Annotated in this window: 15 protein-coding genes; 5 read left to right on the forward strand and 10 right to left on the reverse strand. The window is 73.7% G+C overall.

What is annotated here, in order from left to right; all coding sequences use genetic code 11:
- Positions 1 to 10 precede the first annotated feature (10 nt).
- The 6 genes from BJK06_RS04210 to BJK06_RS04235 form a co-directional block, all read right to left on the reverse strand.
- Positions 11 to 853, reverse strand: coding sequence for a creatininase family protein (locus tag BJK06_RS04210; protein ID WP_083295043.1), 843 nt, complete (start codon positions 851 to 853; stop codon positions 11 to 13).
- A complete protein-coding gene (locus tag BJK06_RS04215; protein WP_070416833.1) occupies positions 850 to 2,214 on the reverse strand; it encodes an FAD-binding oxidoreductase in 1,365 nt (454 codons plus the stop codon). The genes BJK06_RS04210 and BJK06_RS04215 overlap by 4 nt, the downstream gene beginning before the upstream one ends.
- A gap of 117 nt (positions 2,215 to 2,331) precedes the next feature.
- Complete coding sequence (locus BJK06_RS04220) at positions 2,332 to 3,519, reverse strand: nitrate ABC transporter substrate-binding protein (RefSeq protein WP_070416834.1); 1,188 nt, start codon at positions 3,517 to 3,519, stop codon at positions 2,332 to 2,334.
- A gap of 66 nt (positions 3,520 to 3,585) precedes the next feature.
- A complete protein-coding gene (locus tag BJK06_RS04225; RefSeq protein ID WP_070416835.1) occupies positions 3,586 to 4,455 on the reverse strand; it encodes an ABC transporter permease in 870 nt (289 codons plus the stop codon).
- Positions 4,455 to 5,222 (reverse strand): ABC transporter ATP-binding protein, encoded by a 768-nt coding sequence (locus BJK06_RS04230; protein WP_258027696.1) that lies wholly within the window; start codon positions 5,220 to 5,222, stop codon positions 4,455 to 4,457. The genes BJK06_RS04225 and BJK06_RS04230 overlap by 1 nt, the downstream gene beginning before the upstream one ends.
- Positions 5,223 to 5,259: 37 nt before the next feature.
- Positions 5,260 to 6,543, reverse strand: a complete 1,284-nt coding sequence (locus tag BJK06_RS04235) for an amidohydrolase family protein (RefSeq protein ID WP_070416836.1) — start codon at positions 6,541 to 6,543, stop codon at positions 5,260 to 5,262.
- A 187-nt stretch (positions 6,544 to 6,730) separates the two neighbouring features.
- Here BJK06_RS04235 and BJK06_RS04240 point away from each other — a divergent pair, with 187 nt between their 5' ends.
- On the forward strand, positions 6,731 to 7,348 hold the full coding sequence (locus BJK06_RS04240) for a helix-turn-helix domain-containing protein (RefSeq protein WP_070416837.1): 618 nt from the start codon (positions 6,731 to 6,733) through the stop codon (positions 7,346 to 7,348).
- Positions 7,345 to 8,298, forward strand: a complete 954-nt coding sequence (locus BJK06_RS04245; RefSeq protein ID WP_083295044.1) for a PDR/VanB family oxidoreductase — start codon at positions 7,345 to 7,347, stop codon at positions 8,296 to 8,298. The genes BJK06_RS04240 and BJK06_RS04245 overlap by 4 nt, the downstream gene beginning before the upstream one ends.
- Positions 8,299 to 8,307: 9 nt before the next feature.
- On the opposite strand, the gene BJK06_RS04250 is transcribed toward BJK06_RS04245, so the two are convergent.
- A complete protein-coding gene (locus tag BJK06_RS04250) occupies positions 8,308 to 9,705 on the reverse strand; it encodes an amidohydrolase family protein (RefSeq protein ID WP_070416838.1) in 1,398 nt (465 codons plus the stop codon).
- Between the two features lie 154 nt (positions 9,706 to 9,859).
- Between BJK06_RS04250 and BJK06_RS04255 the strand changes: the two genes are divergently transcribed.
- On the forward strand, positions 9,860 to 11,158 hold the full coding sequence (locus BJK06_RS04255; protein ID WP_070416839.1) for an amidohydrolase family protein: 1,299 nt from the start codon (positions 9,860 to 9,862) through the stop codon (positions 11,156 to 11,158).
- Between the two features lie 20 nt (positions 11,159 to 11,178).
- Here the strand turns inward: BJK06_RS04255 and BJK06_RS04260 are convergent, their stop codons facing one another.
- Genes BJK06_RS04260 through BJK06_RS04270 form a run of 3 tightly spaced genes read right to left on the reverse strand, consistent with a single transcriptional unit; the run spans position 11,179 to position 15,763 of the window.
- A complete protein-coding gene (locus BJK06_RS04260; protein WP_070416840.1) occupies positions 11,179 to 12,171 on the reverse strand; it encodes an XdhC family protein in 993 nt (330 codons plus the stop codon).
- Positions 12,171 to 14,948, reverse strand: a complete 2,778-nt coding sequence (locus tag BJK06_RS04265) for a molybdopterin cofactor-binding domain-containing protein (protein WP_070416841.1) — start codon at positions 14,946 to 14,948, stop codon at positions 12,171 to 12,173. Before BJK06_RS04265 ends, BJK06_RS04260 begins: the two co-directional genes overlap by 1 nt.
- The gene (locus BJK06_RS04270) at positions 14,945 to 15,763 is read right to left on the reverse strand and encodes a xanthine dehydrogenase family protein subunit M (protein WP_070416842.1); all 819 of its coding nucleotides are present in this window, start codon (positions 15,761 to 15,763) and stop codon (positions 14,945 to 14,947) included. The genes BJK06_RS04265 and BJK06_RS04270 overlap by 4 nt, the downstream gene beginning before the upstream one ends.
- A 284-nt stretch (positions 15,764 to 16,047) precedes the next feature.
- Here BJK06_RS04270 and pucL point away from each other — a divergent pair, with 284 nt between their 5' ends.
- Together pucL and BJK06_RS04280 are read left to right on the forward strand one after the other, a co-directional pair.
- Positions 16,048 to 16,992 carry a factor-independent urate hydroxylase gene (gene pucL, locus BJK06_RS04275; RefSeq protein WP_070419209.1) on the forward strand — a complete coding sequence of 315 codons (945 nt, stop codon included), beginning with the start codon at positions 16,048 to 16,050 and terminating at the stop codon, positions 16,990 to 16,992.
- The gene (locus tag BJK06_RS04280; protein ID WP_258027697.1) at positions 16,989 to 17,558 is read left to right on the forward strand and encodes an NTP transferase domain-containing protein; all 570 of its coding nucleotides are present in this window, start codon (positions 16,989 to 16,991) and stop codon (positions 17,556 to 17,558) included. The genes pucL and BJK06_RS04280 overlap by 4 nt, the downstream gene beginning before the upstream one ends.
- Positions 17,559 to 17,566 lie beyond the last annotated feature (8 nt).

The raw sequence follows: 17,566 nt of genomic DNA on the forward strand, positions 1-17,566 counted from the left end.
CGCGGCACGGTCACGAGACCGCAGCGTCGGCGGGGCGGGCCACCGCCGGACGGCTCACCGCCGGGTCGAACCGTGCGATCTCGTGCAGCGACGCCACGGCCTCGGCGACGGAGTGCTCCCAGAGGACGGCACCGTACGACGCCGTCGCCCGGCTGGCGTCGCCGACGACCCCGGGCGTCCCGAAGTCGTCGGACAACCACCCGAACGACACCGGGCCGCCGTTGAAGGCGATCTTCTCGAAGCCGGCGATGTGCTCCGGCACCCATCGCTCCGCGAGCGACATGTCGACCAGGTCCGGGCGCAGGTGCAGGATCATCGACGTCTCCGCCGCGCCGCCGTGGATCCCCAGCCCGAGCTCGTCCGCGTCCTCGCCGTCCGGGCCGGGGACGCGGGCGAGGGTCGGCATGAGGAACGTCTTCAACCCGTAGCGCTTCCGGATCTCACGCAGGGCGACCTGCAGCAGCGCGACGTTGCCGCCGTGCCCGTTGGCGAACACCAGGGTGCCGGCACCGGTGAGGGCGACCGCGCGGCCGATCTGCACGGCGGTGTCGAACATCGTGTCGCTGTCGAGCCACACCGTGCCGGGCGCCCAGCTGTGCTCGTCGGACTTCGTGAACGACAGCGTCGGGAGCTGCCAGACGTCCAGTCCCTCGGCAGCGGCCTGCTCGACCGCCGCCCCGCCGATGTGCTCGGCGAGCAGGTGGTCGGTCAGGAGCGGCAGGTGCGGGCCGTGGTGCTCGACGGCGCCGGTGGGCTGCACGACGATCGTGTCCGGCCCGAAGCCCGCCGCGACGGCCGGACCGGACAGTTCCGCGAGCCGACGCGAGCGGACCGTACTCACTCCGGCGCTCACTTGCCGAACCCCGGGACGACGGGCTGCGCGGACGCGGTGGAGCCACCGCTGACCACGAGCGACGGGTCGATGACGTGCCCGGGGTTGAGCAGCCCCGCGGGGTCGGTGCGCTGCTTCAGCGCCACGAGCTCCTCGACGCCGTGGTCGACGTAGTACTGGTGCGGGCTGTGCACCCGGACGCCGAGTTCGCGGAGCGCCGGGTAGCCGGCGTAGACGTCCTCGGCCCCGGTGTATGGCGCGGTGAGCATCCCGATCGGTCCGACGTGCGCGGCCTCGATGTGGAGCATGCCGCCGGGGTAGACGGCCTCGACCTCGGCGATCCGGTCGATGAGCGCCTCGCCGCCGACCTCGACGTGGAAGTACTCGGTGTCGCTCGTGTTCCGCTTCAGCCACCAGATCGGGTGGTTGTACGACAGCATCGACACCTTCGTGGTCTGTTGCAGCCCCTCGCGGACGTCCAGCACCTCACCGCCGGCGGCCTCGATCCGTGCCCGGGCCTCGTCGAGCACGACGTCGTCGATGATTGCTCGCAGGCTCGCCCGGTCGTCGGGGACGGCCAGGTCGGACGGCAGCGTCGCGGCGATCTCGGCACGGTCGGCGCTCACGAGCCGCGGCACCGGGTCGAGTCCGCGCAGCGTGCGGACGGCGACGAGCGCGTCCTCGAAGGTGGGGAACGCCGCGTAGACGGCTCGCCACTCCTGCAGCGGCTCGAGCCGGACGGTGGCGCGGGCGATGACGCCGGCGGTGCCGTAGGTGTGCACGAACGGCTGCGCCTCGTCGCCCTCGACGTGCAGCAGCTCGTCGGCGCCGGGGAGCGCGACGTCGAGCGCCGTGACGAAGCCCTGCCAGTTCGACCCGTGCGCGATCGACCCGGTGCCGCCGGAACCACCGGACAGGAAACCGCCGATGGTCGACTGCGCGGTGGACGGGTACATCCAGAGCTGCTGGCCCGTGGCGGCGGCCGCCTGCTCCAGGGCGACCATGGACGCGCCGGCCTCGGCGGTGATCCAGCCGTCGCCGACCTCGACGACGGCGCGTGCCCGCGACGTGTCGAGGACCAGGCCGCCGTGCAGCGGGATGCCCTGGCCGTAGTTGCCGGTGCCCTTCCCGCGGGTGGTGACGGGGACGCCGTGCCGGACCGCGGCCTGCAGGGTGGCGGCGATGTCGTCGGCGCTGGCCGGCGACGCGACGAGGTCGGCGAGGCCGAGGGGCAGCTGCTCGCTGAGGATCGGACTCATGGTGGCCTCGTCGACGGAGGCGCGGGCCCGCGTGCGCTCGTCGGCGCTCACGCCGCGCTCACCGAGCAGTGCGACGAGCTCGGCGCGCAGCGCCTCGACGGAGGTGGGGGTGACGGTGGTCATGCTCACTCCTGGTGGGTGGGTGGTGCGGGGACGACGGACGGGAGGCGCGGGGCGGCGTGGCACCGCGCCTCCCGTCCGCTTGTTGGTCGGCTCCCGTTCGACGGGAGCCGACCGGTGTCAGGAACCCAGACCGATGGACTTGTCGAGGAACTCGTTCGTGTACAGGTCGGAGGGCTTCAGGCCGCTCTTGACGTCACCGGTGCCGGCGAAGACGGGCGTCGCCTTGGCGATGAAGTCCTGCATGCGCTGTTCGTCCATCGACCCGATGTAGCCGTCGGTGTCCTTCGCGAGGCCGAGCTTCACCATCTGGGCCGCGGCGAACGCGCCGACCTTCGAGTCGTAGGTCCAGCCGTTGTTGTACTGCTGCACGAGCTTCGTGATGAGGTCGTTCGTGGCACCCGGGGACTTCAGGTAGTCCACGTCGGCCTGCTGCATGACCGGCACGAGCTTCTGCAGGCACGGCTCGAGCTTCTTCAGGTCACCGGTACGGACCGACATCGCCTCGGGGTAGGGGTTCCACCCCGTGCTCGAGACGAGCGCGTAGTCGACCTTCTTGCCCCAGGCCGCGACCTGGTTCTGGTAGATGTACGGCTCGGCGGTCGCGAAGCCCTGCTGCGCGTCCTTGCCGCCTGCGGACACGAACTTCGACGGGGTGCCGTCGTAGCTGCCGTCGAGGACCTTCTTCGGCAGGATCCCGGACTGCTCCAGGTAGGTCATGTACGCGGCACCGTTGAAGTAGCGGACGACGCCGCCGTCCTTCTCGAGGGCCTTGCCGAGGCTCTTGATGCTGTCGACCTCCGGGTACGTCTTCGGGTCCCACATGATCGACATCGGGGACTGGTCGTTCTCGGCGAACACCGCCGTGGTGGGCAGGTTGCCGGAGAACTGCACCTGCTCGTCGGTGGACATGTACCCGAGGGTGATGTCCTTGTCCTGGTACATCTGCGACGCGACCTTGGTGTAGCCGATCGCCGGGCCGCCGGCTCGGATCTCGAGCTTGACGCCGGTGCTCTTGCCGTTGGCGTAGAGGTCGCCGGTGACGGTCTTGCCGGAGGAGTCGATCACCGGGTTCGGGCCGAGCATCTGGTAGAGGTGGCCGTGCTCGCCCTCGGGGTTCCAGTCGGTCTGGACGACGACGGTCGCGGGGCACGCGCCGGCGAGGTCGACCTTCGGCCCGGAGGCGGTCGACGAGGTCGCGGCGGTCGTCCCGGTACTGCCGGACGACCCCGCCGCGCAGCCGGTGAGGGCGATGGCGGTGGCGGCGAGGGCGGCGGTGGCGACGCCGAGGCGGGAGGTGGTGCGCATGGAGGCTCCGTTCGTGGTGCGGGTCTCGTGGTGCTGTGGTGGGAAGGGGTGTGGGTTCTGGGGGGATCAGCTGAAGTCGTGCCAGCGGCCGACGGCCAGGCGCCCGATCAGGCCGAACACGAGGAAGACGGCGACGCCGTAGAGCGAGGCGATCAGGATGGTCGCGTACAGCTCGGGGCCCATCAGGCGCGATGCGGTCACCTGGATGAGGACGCCGAGCCCGGGGTTGCCGCGCTGGAAGAACTGGTCGCCGACGATCGCCCCGATGACGCTCAGCCCGGCGGAGGTGCGCAGACCGACGAAGATCGACGGCAGCGCGGCGGGGAACTGCAGCTTGACGAGCTGGGCGAACCGGCCGGCGCGCTGCAGCTGGAACAGCTCACGCTGCGCGCGGTCGGCGGACTGCAGTCCGAACAGCGTGTTCGACACCATCGGGAACAGCGCGATCATCACGGTGACGATCACGCGGCTGACGAACTCGTAGCCGAACAGTGCGCCGATGAGCGGCACGAGGGCGAGGATCGGCACGCACTGCAGCACCACGGCGTACGGGTACAGCGAGTTCTCGAGCCACTTCGCCTGCGCCATCGCCATCGCCCAGACGACGCCGATCACGATCGCGAAGCCGAGGCCGGTGAGCGAGACGACGGTGGTGCGTGCGAGGGCGGACCAGAGGTCGGAGCCGAACGTGGACGGCGACCCGTCCGGCATCGTCGGCGCGACGATCGCCTTCGCCACGAGGTGCGGGTACGGCACGAGGAAGGCCAGGCCGCGGACGTGGTCGTAGTACGCGGCCGCCGCGTACCAGATGCCGACGAGCACGGCGAGGACGACGACGGGCTGCCACCACGCGATGCCGCGGCGGGTCCGAGGAGCGGCGCGACGGGCGGCGGCCCGGACCGCGCGGGTCTCGGCGGCCTCCTGCAGGGTGACCATCAGCGGTGTCCTTCCCGGAGCGCGTGCGAGACCTCGCCGACCAGTTCGGCGAACTCGGGTGTGAAGCGGATGTCGGGGTCGCGGGGCATCGGGAACGGCACGTCGAACCGGCCGACGATGCTGCCGGGGCGCCCGGACATCACGATCACCTCGGTGGAGAGGTACACGGCCTCGGACACGGAGTGCGTGATGAAGAGCCCGGCGAACTGCTGCTCGACGAAGAGCCGGAGGAGCTCGTCGTTGAGGCGTTCGCGGGTGATCTCGTCGAGGGCACCGAACGGCTCGTCGAACAGGAAGAGCTCCGGGTCGAGGGTGAGCGACCGGGCGAGCGAGACCCGCATCCGCATGCCGCCGGACAGCTGCTTCGGCAGGTTCGTCTCGAAGCCGTTCAGGCCGACGAGCTCGATGGCGTGGGCGGCCTTGGCGGCTCGCTCGGCCTTCGACACGTGTCCGAGCTCGGCGAGCAGCTCGACGTTGCCCTGCACGGTGCGCCAGGGCAGGAGCGTGGCGTCCTGGAAGACGTAGCCGATGCGGTCGGCCGCGACACCGGCCGACCCGTCCGACGCGGTCTCGAGGCCGGAGGCGATGCGGAGCAGCGTGGACTTGCCGCAGCCGGACGGGCCGACGACCGAGACGAACTGGCCGCGGTCCACGGTGAGGTCGACGCCCTGCAGGGCGATGGTGCCGTTCGGGAAGGTCATCTCGACGTTGCGGAAGTCGAGCAGCGTGTCCGTCGTGGCGACGGGTGGCGGGGCGGTGGTGGTCACGATCACCTCGGGTTCTCGGTGCGGGCGGGCGGAGGGGTCAGGCGGGGACGGCGGCCGCGGCTGCGGCCGGCGCGGCGACGGTCCGTCGCACCTCGGTGCGGGCGACGAGTCGCCCGCGGGACAGGACGATGCGGTCGGCGGGGGCGTTCGCGACGGCGTCGGTGACGCTCGTCGCGGCCACGGCGAGCAGGTCGGCGCGCCGCCCGGGGACGGGACCGGCGGCCGGGAGGCCCATCACGCTCCGGGCGGTGTCGCTCACCATCGCGTACGCCTGGTCCGGCGTCACGTGGCCGGCGGAGACGAGCAGCGATGCGGTCTCGAAGGCGTCGCTCCGGCCGACCGGGTTGAAGGGGTCGCGGACGTTGTCCGCGCCGGCGGCGACGCGGACGCCGGCGTCGAGGAGCGCCTGGATGGCGGTCAGTCCCCGCGGCGTGGCGACCGGGTACTGCCAGCCCTGCAGGTACAGGTTCGTGATCGGGAGCGTGATCACCCCGAGGTCGGCTGCGGCGACGTCGGCGACCACCTCGGCGAGCCGCTCCGGCCCCAGGGTGCCGAGCCGGACGCAGTGCCCGGCGGAGTACTGCCGGTCCCGTCGCAGCGAGCGGGATGCCCGGGCGTAGTGGTCGAGGGTCACCGGGCCGTCGAGGCTCTCGTCGGCGTGCAGGTCGACGCCGAGGCCCCGTCGGTGGGCGATGGCGAGGAGTCGGTCGACGTCCGCGAGGGGGTCCTCGGCGAGGTGCGGGGCGCCGCCGACCAGGTCCACGCCGAGGTCGAGCACCGCCTCGACGTGCTCGTCGGGGGCGAGCGGGCCGGCGAGGGCGACGAGCTCGATGTCCATCAGGCCGGCGAGTTCGTCGCGGACCTGCACGAGGGCACGGGCGCCGCGCAGGGCCTGCTCCGTGGTGGCGGGCCGGTCGGCCGCGCTGTGTCGGCCGCTGAGGACGTCGACGTGGCTCCGGACGGCCGTGGTGCCGGCGGCGAGCAGCGTGAGGGCGGCGGACCGCGCCCGGTCGGCGATGTCCTCGACGGTCATGGTCGTCGCGTGCGCGGTCCACGAGGCGATCGCGGCACCGAGGTCGCCGAGCGGCGGCCGGATGACGTCGGCGCTGAGGGCCTTGTCGAGGTGGGCGTGCGGTTCTGCCGGTGCGGTCAGGAGCAGCCGGCCGCCGAGGTCGATCGTCTCCTCCGTCGGCGCCGCGAGGGTGCCGGCCGGGGCCACGGCGGAGACGGTCTCGCCGTCGATCGCGACGTCGACCGACCGGCCGTCCGGCAGCAGCGCGGAGCGCAGGAGGGCGATCGGGCGGGGCACTGACGAGTCCATCCGGAGCCTCTCGATCGTGTGTGAGAATGTTGATCGCATCAACATCCCCGATGCTAGGGCGGCAGTGTTTCCCTCTCGTTTCGAGGCGGTTGCCGTGTGTGACGCCCGCCCCGACGCGACCGGGAGCGGGAACGAGCGTTCCGGCCGAGCGGTCGGGACGGCCCCACCGAGGACGAGAGGAGCGCGCGTGAGCACCGGCACCACCACCGAGACCGACCGCGTCGTCGACGACCAGACCCAGCGGATCGGTGAGCACATCCGTGCCCGTCGACGCGCCGCACGACTGACGCTCGTCCAGGTCGCCGAACTGACCGGGCTGTCGCACCCGTTCCTCAGCCAGGTCGAGCGCGGGCACTCCCGCGCCAGCATGGTGTCCCTCGAGAAGATCGCCGCGGCGCTCGGCACGTCCCAGGTCGAACTACTCGCAGCCGGTGCCCCCGAGCGACCGGAGCACGAGGTCCGCCTGCCCGAGGTCATCCGTGCCGGCGAGGGCGCCCGCGGACCGTTCTCGAGCGGCGAGGCCCGGTTGCTCGTGCACGCCGGCCCGCACGCGTTCGAGCCGCTGGAGTGGGTCGGCGACGACACGGACCTCGGCGAGTACTTCGAGCACCACGAGGACGAGTTCCTCACCGTGCTCGCCGGCCGCGTGCACCTCGACCTGCGCGGACGGGAACCGCTCGACCTCGGGCCCGGCGACTCGGCGTACTACCGCGGCGGCACCGGCCACCGGTGGTGCAGCGCGGACGGCACCCGCTTCCACATGATCGTGGTCAAGGAGACCCCGCGCGCCGGAGCGATCGCGTGAGCGCCGTGCCGGAGCGTCGGCGGCTGCGCGTCGCCGCCCGCCACGAAGTCGCCACGGACGTCGTCGCACTCGACTTGGCCCCGGTCGACGGTCCGGCGCTGCCGGACTGGGAACCCGGGGCGCACGTCGACCTCGAGGTCTCCCCCGGGACCGAGCGCCAGTACTCGCTCGTCACGACGACCGCCGACGGGCACTGGCGCATCGCCGTGCTCCGCGAGCCCGACGGCCGCGGCGGATCGGTCGCCGTGCACGAGGGGCTGGCGGTCGGCGACGAGGTCGTGGTGGCCGGACCGCGGAACCACTTCGGCCACGACCCGGCGCGCCCCGCGGTCTTCGTCGCCGGGGGCATCGGGATCACGCCGATCCGGTCGATGATCGCCGCCGCCGAACGCGCCGGCACACCGTGGGAGCTCCACTACGCGGGGCGGTCCCGCGACCGCATGGCGTTCGTGCACGAGCTCGTCGCCGCGCACCCCGACCGGGTCGTCGTGGCGGCGGCCGACGAGGGCGTCCGGCTCGACGTCGACGCGCTCCTCGCCGCACCGCGCGACGCGGTCGTGTACTGCTGCGGGCCGCGCGGGCTCATGGACGCGGTCGAGGCCGCCGCCGAGCACTGGCCGGCGGGCAGCGTCCGCGTCGAGCGCTTCGAGCCCGCCGCGGACGTCGACGCCCCCGGCGAGGCCTTCGAGGTCGAGCTCACGGTCACCGGCGTCACCGTGACGGTGCCAGCCGACCGGACCCTGCTCGAGGTCGCGGAGGACGCCGGCGCCTTCGTGCTCTCGTCCTGCCGGGAGGGCACGTGCGGCACGTGCGAGACCCCCGTGCTCGAGGGCGCGGTCGAGCACCGGGACACCGTGCTCAGCCCCGAGGAGCAGGCCGACGACCGCACCATGATGGTCTGCGTGTCCCGCGCCCGGCGCGGCTGCCCGCGACTGGTGCTCGAACTCTGACCGGACGGACTACGGACGCTCGGTGCCGTCGAGCGGGCCGCCGGTGAGCGCGGACAGGCGCTCCAGGCCCGCTTCGGCCACGAGCTGCCGGGCGAGCGGACGCGCCCGTTCAACCGCCTCACGCACGTCCACCCGGGTGACGTCGCCGTCCGCGACGCTCAGCTCGCCGTCCACCCAGACGTCGCGGACCTCGCGGCTGCCGGCGACGAAGACCACCGCCTGGTAGGGGTCGTGGACGTTCGCGAGGGTCGGGGAGTCGCCGTCGAGGACGACCAGGTCCGCGCGCTTGCCCGGCTCCAGCGAGCCGATCTCGTCCTCCATGCGCAGGGCACGGGCGCCGCCGATCGTCCCCATCTCGAAGGCCTCGCGGGCGCTCATCGCGGTGGCCTGCAGGTCCCGCACCCGAGCGAGCAGCGCGGCCGTCTTCATCGCCTGCAGGAAGTCCTGGGAGTCGTTCGACGCCGGGCCGTCGACCCCGATGCCCACCGGGACGCCGAGCGCACGGAGTTCCGCGATCGGGGCGATGCCGCTGGCGAGGATCCCGTTCGCGACCGGGTTGTGGGCCACGCCGACGCCGTTGGCCGCGTACCGCTCCCGGTCCTCGCGGTCCACCCAGACGCTGTGCGCGGCGATCACCGGGACCTGGAACATGCCCGTCGCCTCGGCGTGCCCGATGGCCGTCCGTCCGGTGCGCTGCCGGGCCGCGGTGACCTCCTCGCGCACCTCGTGGAAGTGCACGTGCACGCCGTGGCCGCCGGCGACCGCGTAGTCCACGTGCTCCTGCCAGGTGTCGTCCGTGTACCGCCCGATCGACGAGACGCCGACCCGGAACGTGCTGTACCGGCTGGCGGCGGCGGCCTCGCGCAGGGCCTCGAACTCCTCCAGGATGGGCGTCGCGCCGAAGTCGCGGTCGACGTCGCCGGAGCCGAACGACACGACCCCGCGCAGCCCGAGGTCCTCGAGCGCCTGCACCACGCCGGGTGTCGCCGGTTCGTCCGGCACCGGGTCCGCGCAGAACATGTCGTTCGCCGTCGTCACCCCGCTCCGGAGCAGCTGGATGCCCTGCAGCACCGTGCCCGCGTACGCCTTGTCCCGGGTCATCACCGGGTTGACGCGCCCGATCAGCGCCGTGAGCCACTCCCAGAGCGTGTACTGCGAACCGATCCCCGTGATGAGCCCCTCGCTGAAGTGGCCGTGGGTGTTCACGAAGCCGGGCGTGACGATGTCGTACGCACCGCCGCGCACCGGCGCGTCCGGGTGGGCCGCGGCGAGTTCGGCGTACGTGCCGACCGCGGCGATCCGGTCGCCGTCGAGGAGCACGGCTCCGTCGCGGATCGCGGCGGGCGTGGCAGCGCCGTCGGGTGCTGCGGTGAGCACCCATCCGGCGCGGATCAGGGTCTGCGTCATGGGGCGAACCTACGGTCCGTGTGTTCCCCGGGTGTTTCCGCCCGGTTACCCCGCGATGCCGACCGAGGGTCCTGGAACGCCGGGACGGAGCAGCTGCGCCGTCCGTGCGCACCCCGTCACGGGCCGGAAACAGGGGACTGCTAGAAACACCACCATGCTGACCGTCACCGGAGCCCTCCGCGTCCTCGTCGACCCCCGGACCGAACGGGAGGGCGACGTCGTCGTCGACGACGGCAGCGGCCTCGTCACCACCCTCGACGCATCCGGGTGCGTCGTCACGGCCGGTCTCGTCAACGCGCACCACCACCTCCTCCAGACCGCGTTCCGCACCCTGCCCGGGACCCGCGGCGTGCCGATGGCGGACTGGCTCCCGACCATGGCCGCGGCGTACGGACGGGTGGGGCACGACCCCGGCCTCTACGCACTGGCGGCGTCCGCCGGAGCCGCGGAGGGCCTCCTGTCCGGCGTCACGACGATCGCCGACCACCACCTGAACTGGCCCGCGGAGGCGACCACGGACGACACCGTCGCGCTCGCCGCGGCCACCGTGGGCGCGGTCCGCGGTCTCGGCGGTCGGGTCGTCTTCGTCCGCGGCTCGGCACGGGACGACCCGGACCGCGCGGCGGCCTCGGCGGACGCGATCGCGTCACGACTGCTGCACGACGACGCCGTCGGCGGCGTGGACCCGGACGGCGGGCTCCAGGTCGCCGTCGGTCCGGCCGGCGTGCACTCCGACGGCGAGGCGACCTTCCGCGCGCTCGGCGAGGTGGCGGCGCGACACGGACTCCGCCGGCGGACCCAGGCCAACGAACAGGTCGACACCGCGATCGCGCTCGAGCGCTACGGCCGTCGTCCGCTCGACCTGCTCGAGGAGTGGGGGTGGCTCGCGCCGGACGTCACCATCGCGCACCTCTGCGACGTCACCGACGACGAGATCGCCCGGCTCGCGGCAGCGGGCGTCACCGCCACGCACGCACCCGGGTGCGACGTGCCGATGGGCTGGGGCATCGCTCCCGTCGCACGGCTCGCCGCGGTCGGGGTCCCGGTCGGCCTCGGCACGAGCGGCGGCGGCAGCAACGACGCCGGACACCTGCTCGCGGACGCCCGGCTCGCCATGCAGGTGTCGGCGCTCGTCGGGCCGCAGCTGCCGGCGCGGCAGCTGCTCGGCGCGGCGACCGAGGGTTCCGCGGCGGGGCTCGGGCGCCCCGAACTCGGGCACCTCGGCGCCGGGAGCGCGGGCGACCTGTGCGTGTGGGACGTCTCCGGGGTGGCGGACGCGGGAGTCGCCGACCCCGTCGCGGGACTCCTCTGGGCCGCCCCCGGGCGGCGGCCCCGACACGTCGTCGTGGGCGGGCGCGTGGTGGTCCGCGACGGGGAGCTCGTCGCGGCGGACGAGCGGGAGATCGCGGCGCGGCTCGCCGAACGACTGGCCCGGACACCCGCCGACGCCTGACCCGATCGTGCGCCGCCGGCTCAGCTCGCGGACACCGCCCGGCGGTGGATGGGACCGGCACCGTCGACGAGCGCACCGCCGCCGGCACCCGTCCGGACCGCGATCACCTCGGCCATGATCGCGACCGCCATCTCGGCCGGCGTCGTCGCACCGATGTCGAGCCCGATCGGGGACCGCAGCCGGTCGGTGTCCGGCGTCCCCAGCGCGCGCAGCTCCGCCATCCGGCGTGCGTTCGTCGTGCGGGAGCCCATCGCCCCGACGTACCCGGCACCCCGTCGGAGCGCCGAGTCGACCACGGCGGCGTCGAACCGGTCGTCGTGCGAGAGCACCACGACGGCGGTGGTCGCGTCCACCGGCAACGCCTCGACCACACGCGTCGGCCAGCCCACGATGCGTTCGTCGGCGGCCGGGAAGCGCTCGTCGGTCAGGAACACCGGCCGCGGGTCGACGACCGTCACGGCGTAGCCGAGCACCGCCGCCGTGTTCGTCAGGGCCACGGCGAACTCCACCGCGCCCACCACGATGCACCGCGGCCGGACGTCGGCGCGCTCCACGAAGAGCCGGCCGCCACAGCTGTCGGGGACGTGCACGACCGCGCCGAGCGTCGACGGGTCGAGCGAGAGGCCGAGCGACGTCGGCACCCCGGACGCCGCGCGCCGGAGCGCGTCCACGACGTCGGCGTCGTCGGGACGGACGCGACGGACCAGGACCTCGACGCGACCGCCGCAGCGGAGCGCCGGTGCCCACATCGCGTCGACGTCGTCCGGGTCGTCGTCGAACCCGAAGCGTTCGAGCACCGCCTCGCCGGTCTCGAGGACCTGCTCCGCCGTGTCGAACAGCGCCCCCTCGACGCACCCGCCGGAGATGGTGCCGACGACCTGGCCGCCGGGCAGGACGGCCATCGACGAGCCGACGCCGGTCGGCGCGCTGCCCGTCATCGCGACGGCCGTCGCGACGACCACGGGGTCCCCCGCATCGAGGGCGGCCAGGAGGCGCGGTGCCAGTTCGAACATCACGCACCTCCGGCGTCGGTCGCGTCCTGGAGCATCGCCCAGACCCGGTCGCGCGTCATCGGCAACCGGTGGGGGCGCACGCCGACGGCATCGCGCACCGCGTTCGCGACGGCCGGCGCGACCGGGTTGTACGGCGCCTCGCTCATCGACTTCGCGCCGAGGGGGCCGAGCGGGTCGTGCGTGTCGGCGAAGCGCACCTCGGTGCGGGGCACGTCGGAGATCTTCGGCACCCGGTACGACCGGAACGCGTCGGTCGTCACCCGACCGGTCTCGTCCAGCACGACCTCCTCGTAGAGCGCCGAGCCGATCGCCTGCGCGGCGCCGCCCTCCACCTGGCCGCGGAGCTGTTCCGGGTTCAGGACGGTGCCGGCGTCCACCGCCTGCACGCTGTGCAGCACGCGGACCTCACCCGTCGGCCGGTGCACCGCCACCCGGGCGCCGTGCACGGTGAACGCGAGCGACCGTGGCGTGCCGTCGTGGCTGCCGTGCGCGACGAGCGGGCCGTCGGCGAGCATCTCGGCGTGCCCGACGAGCTCCTCCCCGATGCGGACGCCGTCCGGCCCGATCGAGACCGCCGGCCCGAGCGGACCCGACGCGGTCCGGGGTGTCCGGGCGGCGACGATCCCGAGGGCGCGCGCGGTCATGTCCTCCCGCAGTGCCTGCGCCGCGGCGTACAGCGCCTTGCCGGCGACGACGACCCCAGCGGACCCGAACGCCCCGGTGTCGTGCCGGGCCGCGTCGGTGTCCGACTGGTGCACGTCGACCCGGTCCGTGGTGGTGCCGAGGGCGGTGGCGACGAGCTGCGTGTGCACCGTGGTGGTCCCGTTGCCGAACTCGGCCGTGCCGACGCCGATGCGGTACCGGCCCTCGGCCGTGGCCTCGACCGACACGTGCGCGTGGTGCCCGCGCGGCGGCATCGTCGCGATCGCCGCGAGGGCGACCCCGGTGCCGAACGCCCAGTCGCCGGAGTCGTCCAGCGGCGGCCCGTCCATCCGGGGGACCTCGGGCACCGGCGCGCGGAGGGCGTCCTCCACCAGGTCGATGCACTGGTCGAGTCCGTAGCTGCCCTCCCAGCGCAGGTCGTCCTGCTCGTCCGGGTCCGTGACCACGAGGGGGTCTCCGGGGACCACGACGTTCCGCCGCCGCAGGTCGAGCGGGTCGATGCCGAGCTCCCGGGCGAGCTCGTCCATGGCGGACTCGATCGCGAACACGACCTGGCCGAGCCCGTACCCGCGGAACGCCCCGGACGGCAGGTTGTTCGTGTACACGGACTCCGCGTCCACACGCTTCGACGGGCACCGGTAGACGGCGACGGACTCGCTGACGGAGTGGAACATGACACCGATCCCGTGGTTGCCGTACGCGCCGGTGTCCATGGTCTGGTCGACGTGCAGTGCCGTCAGGTGCCCCTCGGCGTCGGCACCGAGCCGGACCCGCACGCGCATCGGGTGCCGGGTCGGGGCGATCGTGAACTCGTCACGCCGACTGAACTCGTACTGCACCGCGCGACCGGTCCGCAGCACCGCGAGGGTGACCAGGTCCTCGGTCAGCAACTCCTGCTTCCCGCCGAACCCACCGCCGACGCGCTTCGCGATGACACGGACTCGGCTCGGGTCGAGGCCGAACACGTGCGCGATCTCGTCCCGCGCCAGGAACGGGACCTGCGTCGCGGTTCGGAGCACGAGCCGCCCGTCCCGGTCGACGGACCCGCGGGTCGCGTGGGTCTCGAGCGCGGCGTGCGAGACGCGGCCGGTCGTCCAGGTGCCCTCGACGGTGGCCGCGGCCGTCGCCAGGGCTCCGTCGACGTCGCCCGTCTCACCGTGCAGGGCGGCGACCACGTTGCGGCCCGGCTCGGCGATCCGGTGCTCCTCGGTCGTCTTGTCGGCGTGCAGGAGCGGAGCACCGGCGGCGCGGGCCGCGTCCGGGTCGTGCACGCTCGGCAGCACCTCGTAGCGCACCCGCACGAGGGCGCAGGCCTGCTCGGCGATCCGGACGCTGTCCGCGACCACAGCGGCCACGCGCTGCCCACGGAACCGGAGCACCCGGTCGAGCACCCGGGTGTCGTCCGGGTCGTCCAGGCGGGACTCGTGCCGACCGGTGGAGAACAGCACGCCGGGGTCGTCGTGGTGCGTGAGGACGGCGTGCACGCCCGGGAGGGCTTCGGCCTCCGCCGTGTCGATCGACACGATGCGGGCGTGCGGGTGCGGGCTGCCGAGGACCGCGAGGTGCAACAGACCCTCGGTCCGCCGCACGTCGAGCGTGTACTCCTCGCGTCCGGTCACGATCGCCATCGCGGCCGGGGCGGCGACCGACGTGCCGATCGCCTGGCCGGCCGCCGCGCACGCCGTGTTCGCGACCCCGTCCAGGGCGTCCTCGATCGCCCGGTACCCGGTGCACCGGCAGAGGTTGCCCTTCAAGGCGCGGTGCCGGTCGGCCAGGGCGTCCTCGTCGAGCGTGGACGCCGTGACGACGTACCCGGCGGTGCAGAAGCCGCACTGGAAGCCCGGGGCCTCGGCGAACGCGCGCTGCACGGGGTGCGGGTCCTCCGGCGTGCCGAGCCCCGCAGCCGTGGTGACGGCACGACCCGCCAACCGGTGCGCCGGCGTGATGCAGGAGTGGACCGGCACACCGTCGACGAGCACCGAGCACGCACCGCAGTCGCCCGCGTCGCAGCCCTTCTTGACGGACGTCACCCCGTGCTCGCGGAGCAGGGTGCGGAGGACCTGACCGGGCTGCGGTTCGGCGTCCACCGTCGCGCCGTCGACCTCGAACCTCATGCCGCACCGCCCGTCGTCCCGAGCGCCTCGGCGACGAGCTCCGCCGCGAACCGCCGGCTCACCGCGCGCCGCCAGTCCGGGGATCCGTGCGGGTCGTCGTACCAGGCGTCGTGTGCCTCCAGTCGTGCGTCGACCTCCGCAGCGGTCGGGACTCCGGGGTGACGGAGCACGAGCGGCCGCGGGGTCGCCCCGGTCACGACGAGGACGAAGCCCGACGCCGACCACCGCGCCGTGACGAGCGCGCCGGTCCGGCCGTGCGGGCTGAGGGACACCCGGCGGAACCCGGTGCGCGCCACGAGGGCCGAACGTGGCACGTCGAACGCCCGGATGACCTCACCCGGCGCGAGGTCGGTCGTCCGCGGCCCGGTGACCAGGTCCGCCACCGGGACCCGGCGCTCCCCGCCGTCCGGCGTCCAGACCTCCGCGACCGCGTCGAGCGTCACCAGCAGCGCGGTGATCGCCCCCGCAGGCAGGGCGACCGCGACGTTGCCGCCGACCGTCGCCTGGTTCCACACCTTGAACGACGCCAGCAACGCGTTGGCGCACCGGTCGACGAGCGGCCAGGCACGCCAGTCGTCCTCGGGCGCCACGCGCAGCAGCGACGCGATCGTGCACGTCGCGGCGATCCGGAGCCCTCCGGCGCTGCGCTCGGTGTCGCGCCACCCCAGTGCCGTGAGGTCGACGAGCCCGGTCAGGCCCGACTGCTCCTCCGAGTACAGCCAGGTGCCACCGGCGAGGGGATGCTCACCGGGACCGAAGGAGAGGTCGTCGCGGTGCGACGGTGTCCGCACGGTGCGGACGGAGACGAGGTCCATTGCAGGGTCCGATCGGGATGGTGGGACGGGTGTCGGTGGCGCCGTCGGACCGTCGTCCGTGCGCGATCATCCCGCGGTTCCACGCCGAGGACCGCCGGGGTGCGGATGTGTGCGCCACGGGGCCCTCCTCGATCGGGTGCGTCGTGGCGGCAACGCTATGGAACGGGTGTTTCCGTGTGGTTACGGGCGTTCGACGGCTGCGTCACGACCGGGCCGTGGCCGCTGACGGAGCTCGTGACCTGTTCGACCCACCGCCGAAACACTCGGGTGTCATCGTCGCCTCCATGGAGATCACCGACGTCCAGCCAGTCCCCACCACCACGACCGTCCACCTCGGTGCGAACCAGTACGGCAAGGCCGAGGTCCGGCTCGTCCGGGTGACGCGCGACACCGACCGGCACGAGATCGAGGACCTGACCGTCACGACCCAGTTGCGCGGCGCGGCGCTCGCCGACTCGTACACCGAGGGTGACAACGCCAAGGTCGTCGCCACGGACACGCAGAAGAACACGATCTACGCCTTCGCGAGGGAGCACGGGGTGGGCACGCCGGAGGAGTTCCTCCTGCGCCTCGGCCGGCACTTCAGCACCGCCTTCGACTGGTACGACGGCTCCACCCTGTCCGCCGAGCAGCACACGTGGGAGCGGATCGTCGTCGACGGCCGTGAGCACGACCACTCGTTCGTCCGGGCCGGCCGTGGGACCCGCACGGCCGTGGTGCAGGTCGACGGCGACGAGGTGCACGTGCTCGCCGGGGTCACCGACCTGACGGTCCTGAAGTCGACGGGCAGCGAGTTCCACGGGTTCCCGCGTGACGGGTACACGACGCTCGCGGAGACCGACGACCGGATCCTCGCGACCTCGGTGACGGCCCGCTGGCGCTACACGCCCGAGGCGGTGGCGGCGGGCATCGACTACGACGCCGTGTACGCGGGCGTCCTCGACCGGATGCTCGCGACCTTCGCCGAGCTGCACTCGCTGGCGCTGCAGCAGACCCTGTTCGCGATGGGCCGCTCGGCGATCGAGACGTTCCCGGAGATCGCCGAGGTGCGCTTCTCGATGCCGAACAAGCACCACTTCCTGGTCGACCTCGCCCCGTTCGGCCTGGACAACCCCGGCGAGGTGTTCTTCGCCGCCGACCGGCCCTACGGCCTCATCTCCGGCACCGTCGTGCGCGACGGCGTCGCCGAGGCGCCAGCCGCGTGGACGTCGGTGCCGGCGTTCGTGTGACCGACGTGGTGGGCGTGCTGCTCGCCGCCGGTGCGGGGACGCGGATGGGGCGGCCGAAGGCGCTGGTCGCCGAGCCGGACGGCACTCCGTGGCTGCACCTCGGCGTCGACGCGCTCCTGGTAGGGGGCTGCGACCGGGTCGTCGTCGTCCTCGGCGCCGCCGCCGCCCGGGCGGGGGCCCTCGTGCCCGCCGTGGACGAGGTCACCGTCGTCGTCGCGGACGACTGGGCGGCGGGTCCGGGGGCGTCGCTCGCCGTCGGGCTCGCGGCCGTCACCGGTCCGGCGACGGCGTGCGTCTCCCTCGTCGACCTGCCAGGCCTCCCCGCGTCGGCCGTCCGGCGGGTGATCGGCGACGGTGACCACCCGACGGCGCTCCGCCGCGCGGTCCACCACGGCGTGCCGGGACACCCGGTGGTCGTCGGCTCGGAGCACCGCGCCGCGCTGGTCGCCGCGCTGTCCCGCGACCCCGCGCACGGCGCCGGGCCGTGGCTCGCGTCGTCGGGCGCGGAACCCGTCGAGTGCGGCGACCTGTGGGACGGTCACGACCAGGACCACCCCCGCTGCTAGCGGGGGTC

It is taken from the genome of Curtobacterium sp. BH-2-1-1, assembly GCF_001806325.1.
GTDB lineage: Bacteria > Actinomycetota > Actinomycetes > Actinomycetales > Microbacteriaceae > Curtobacterium.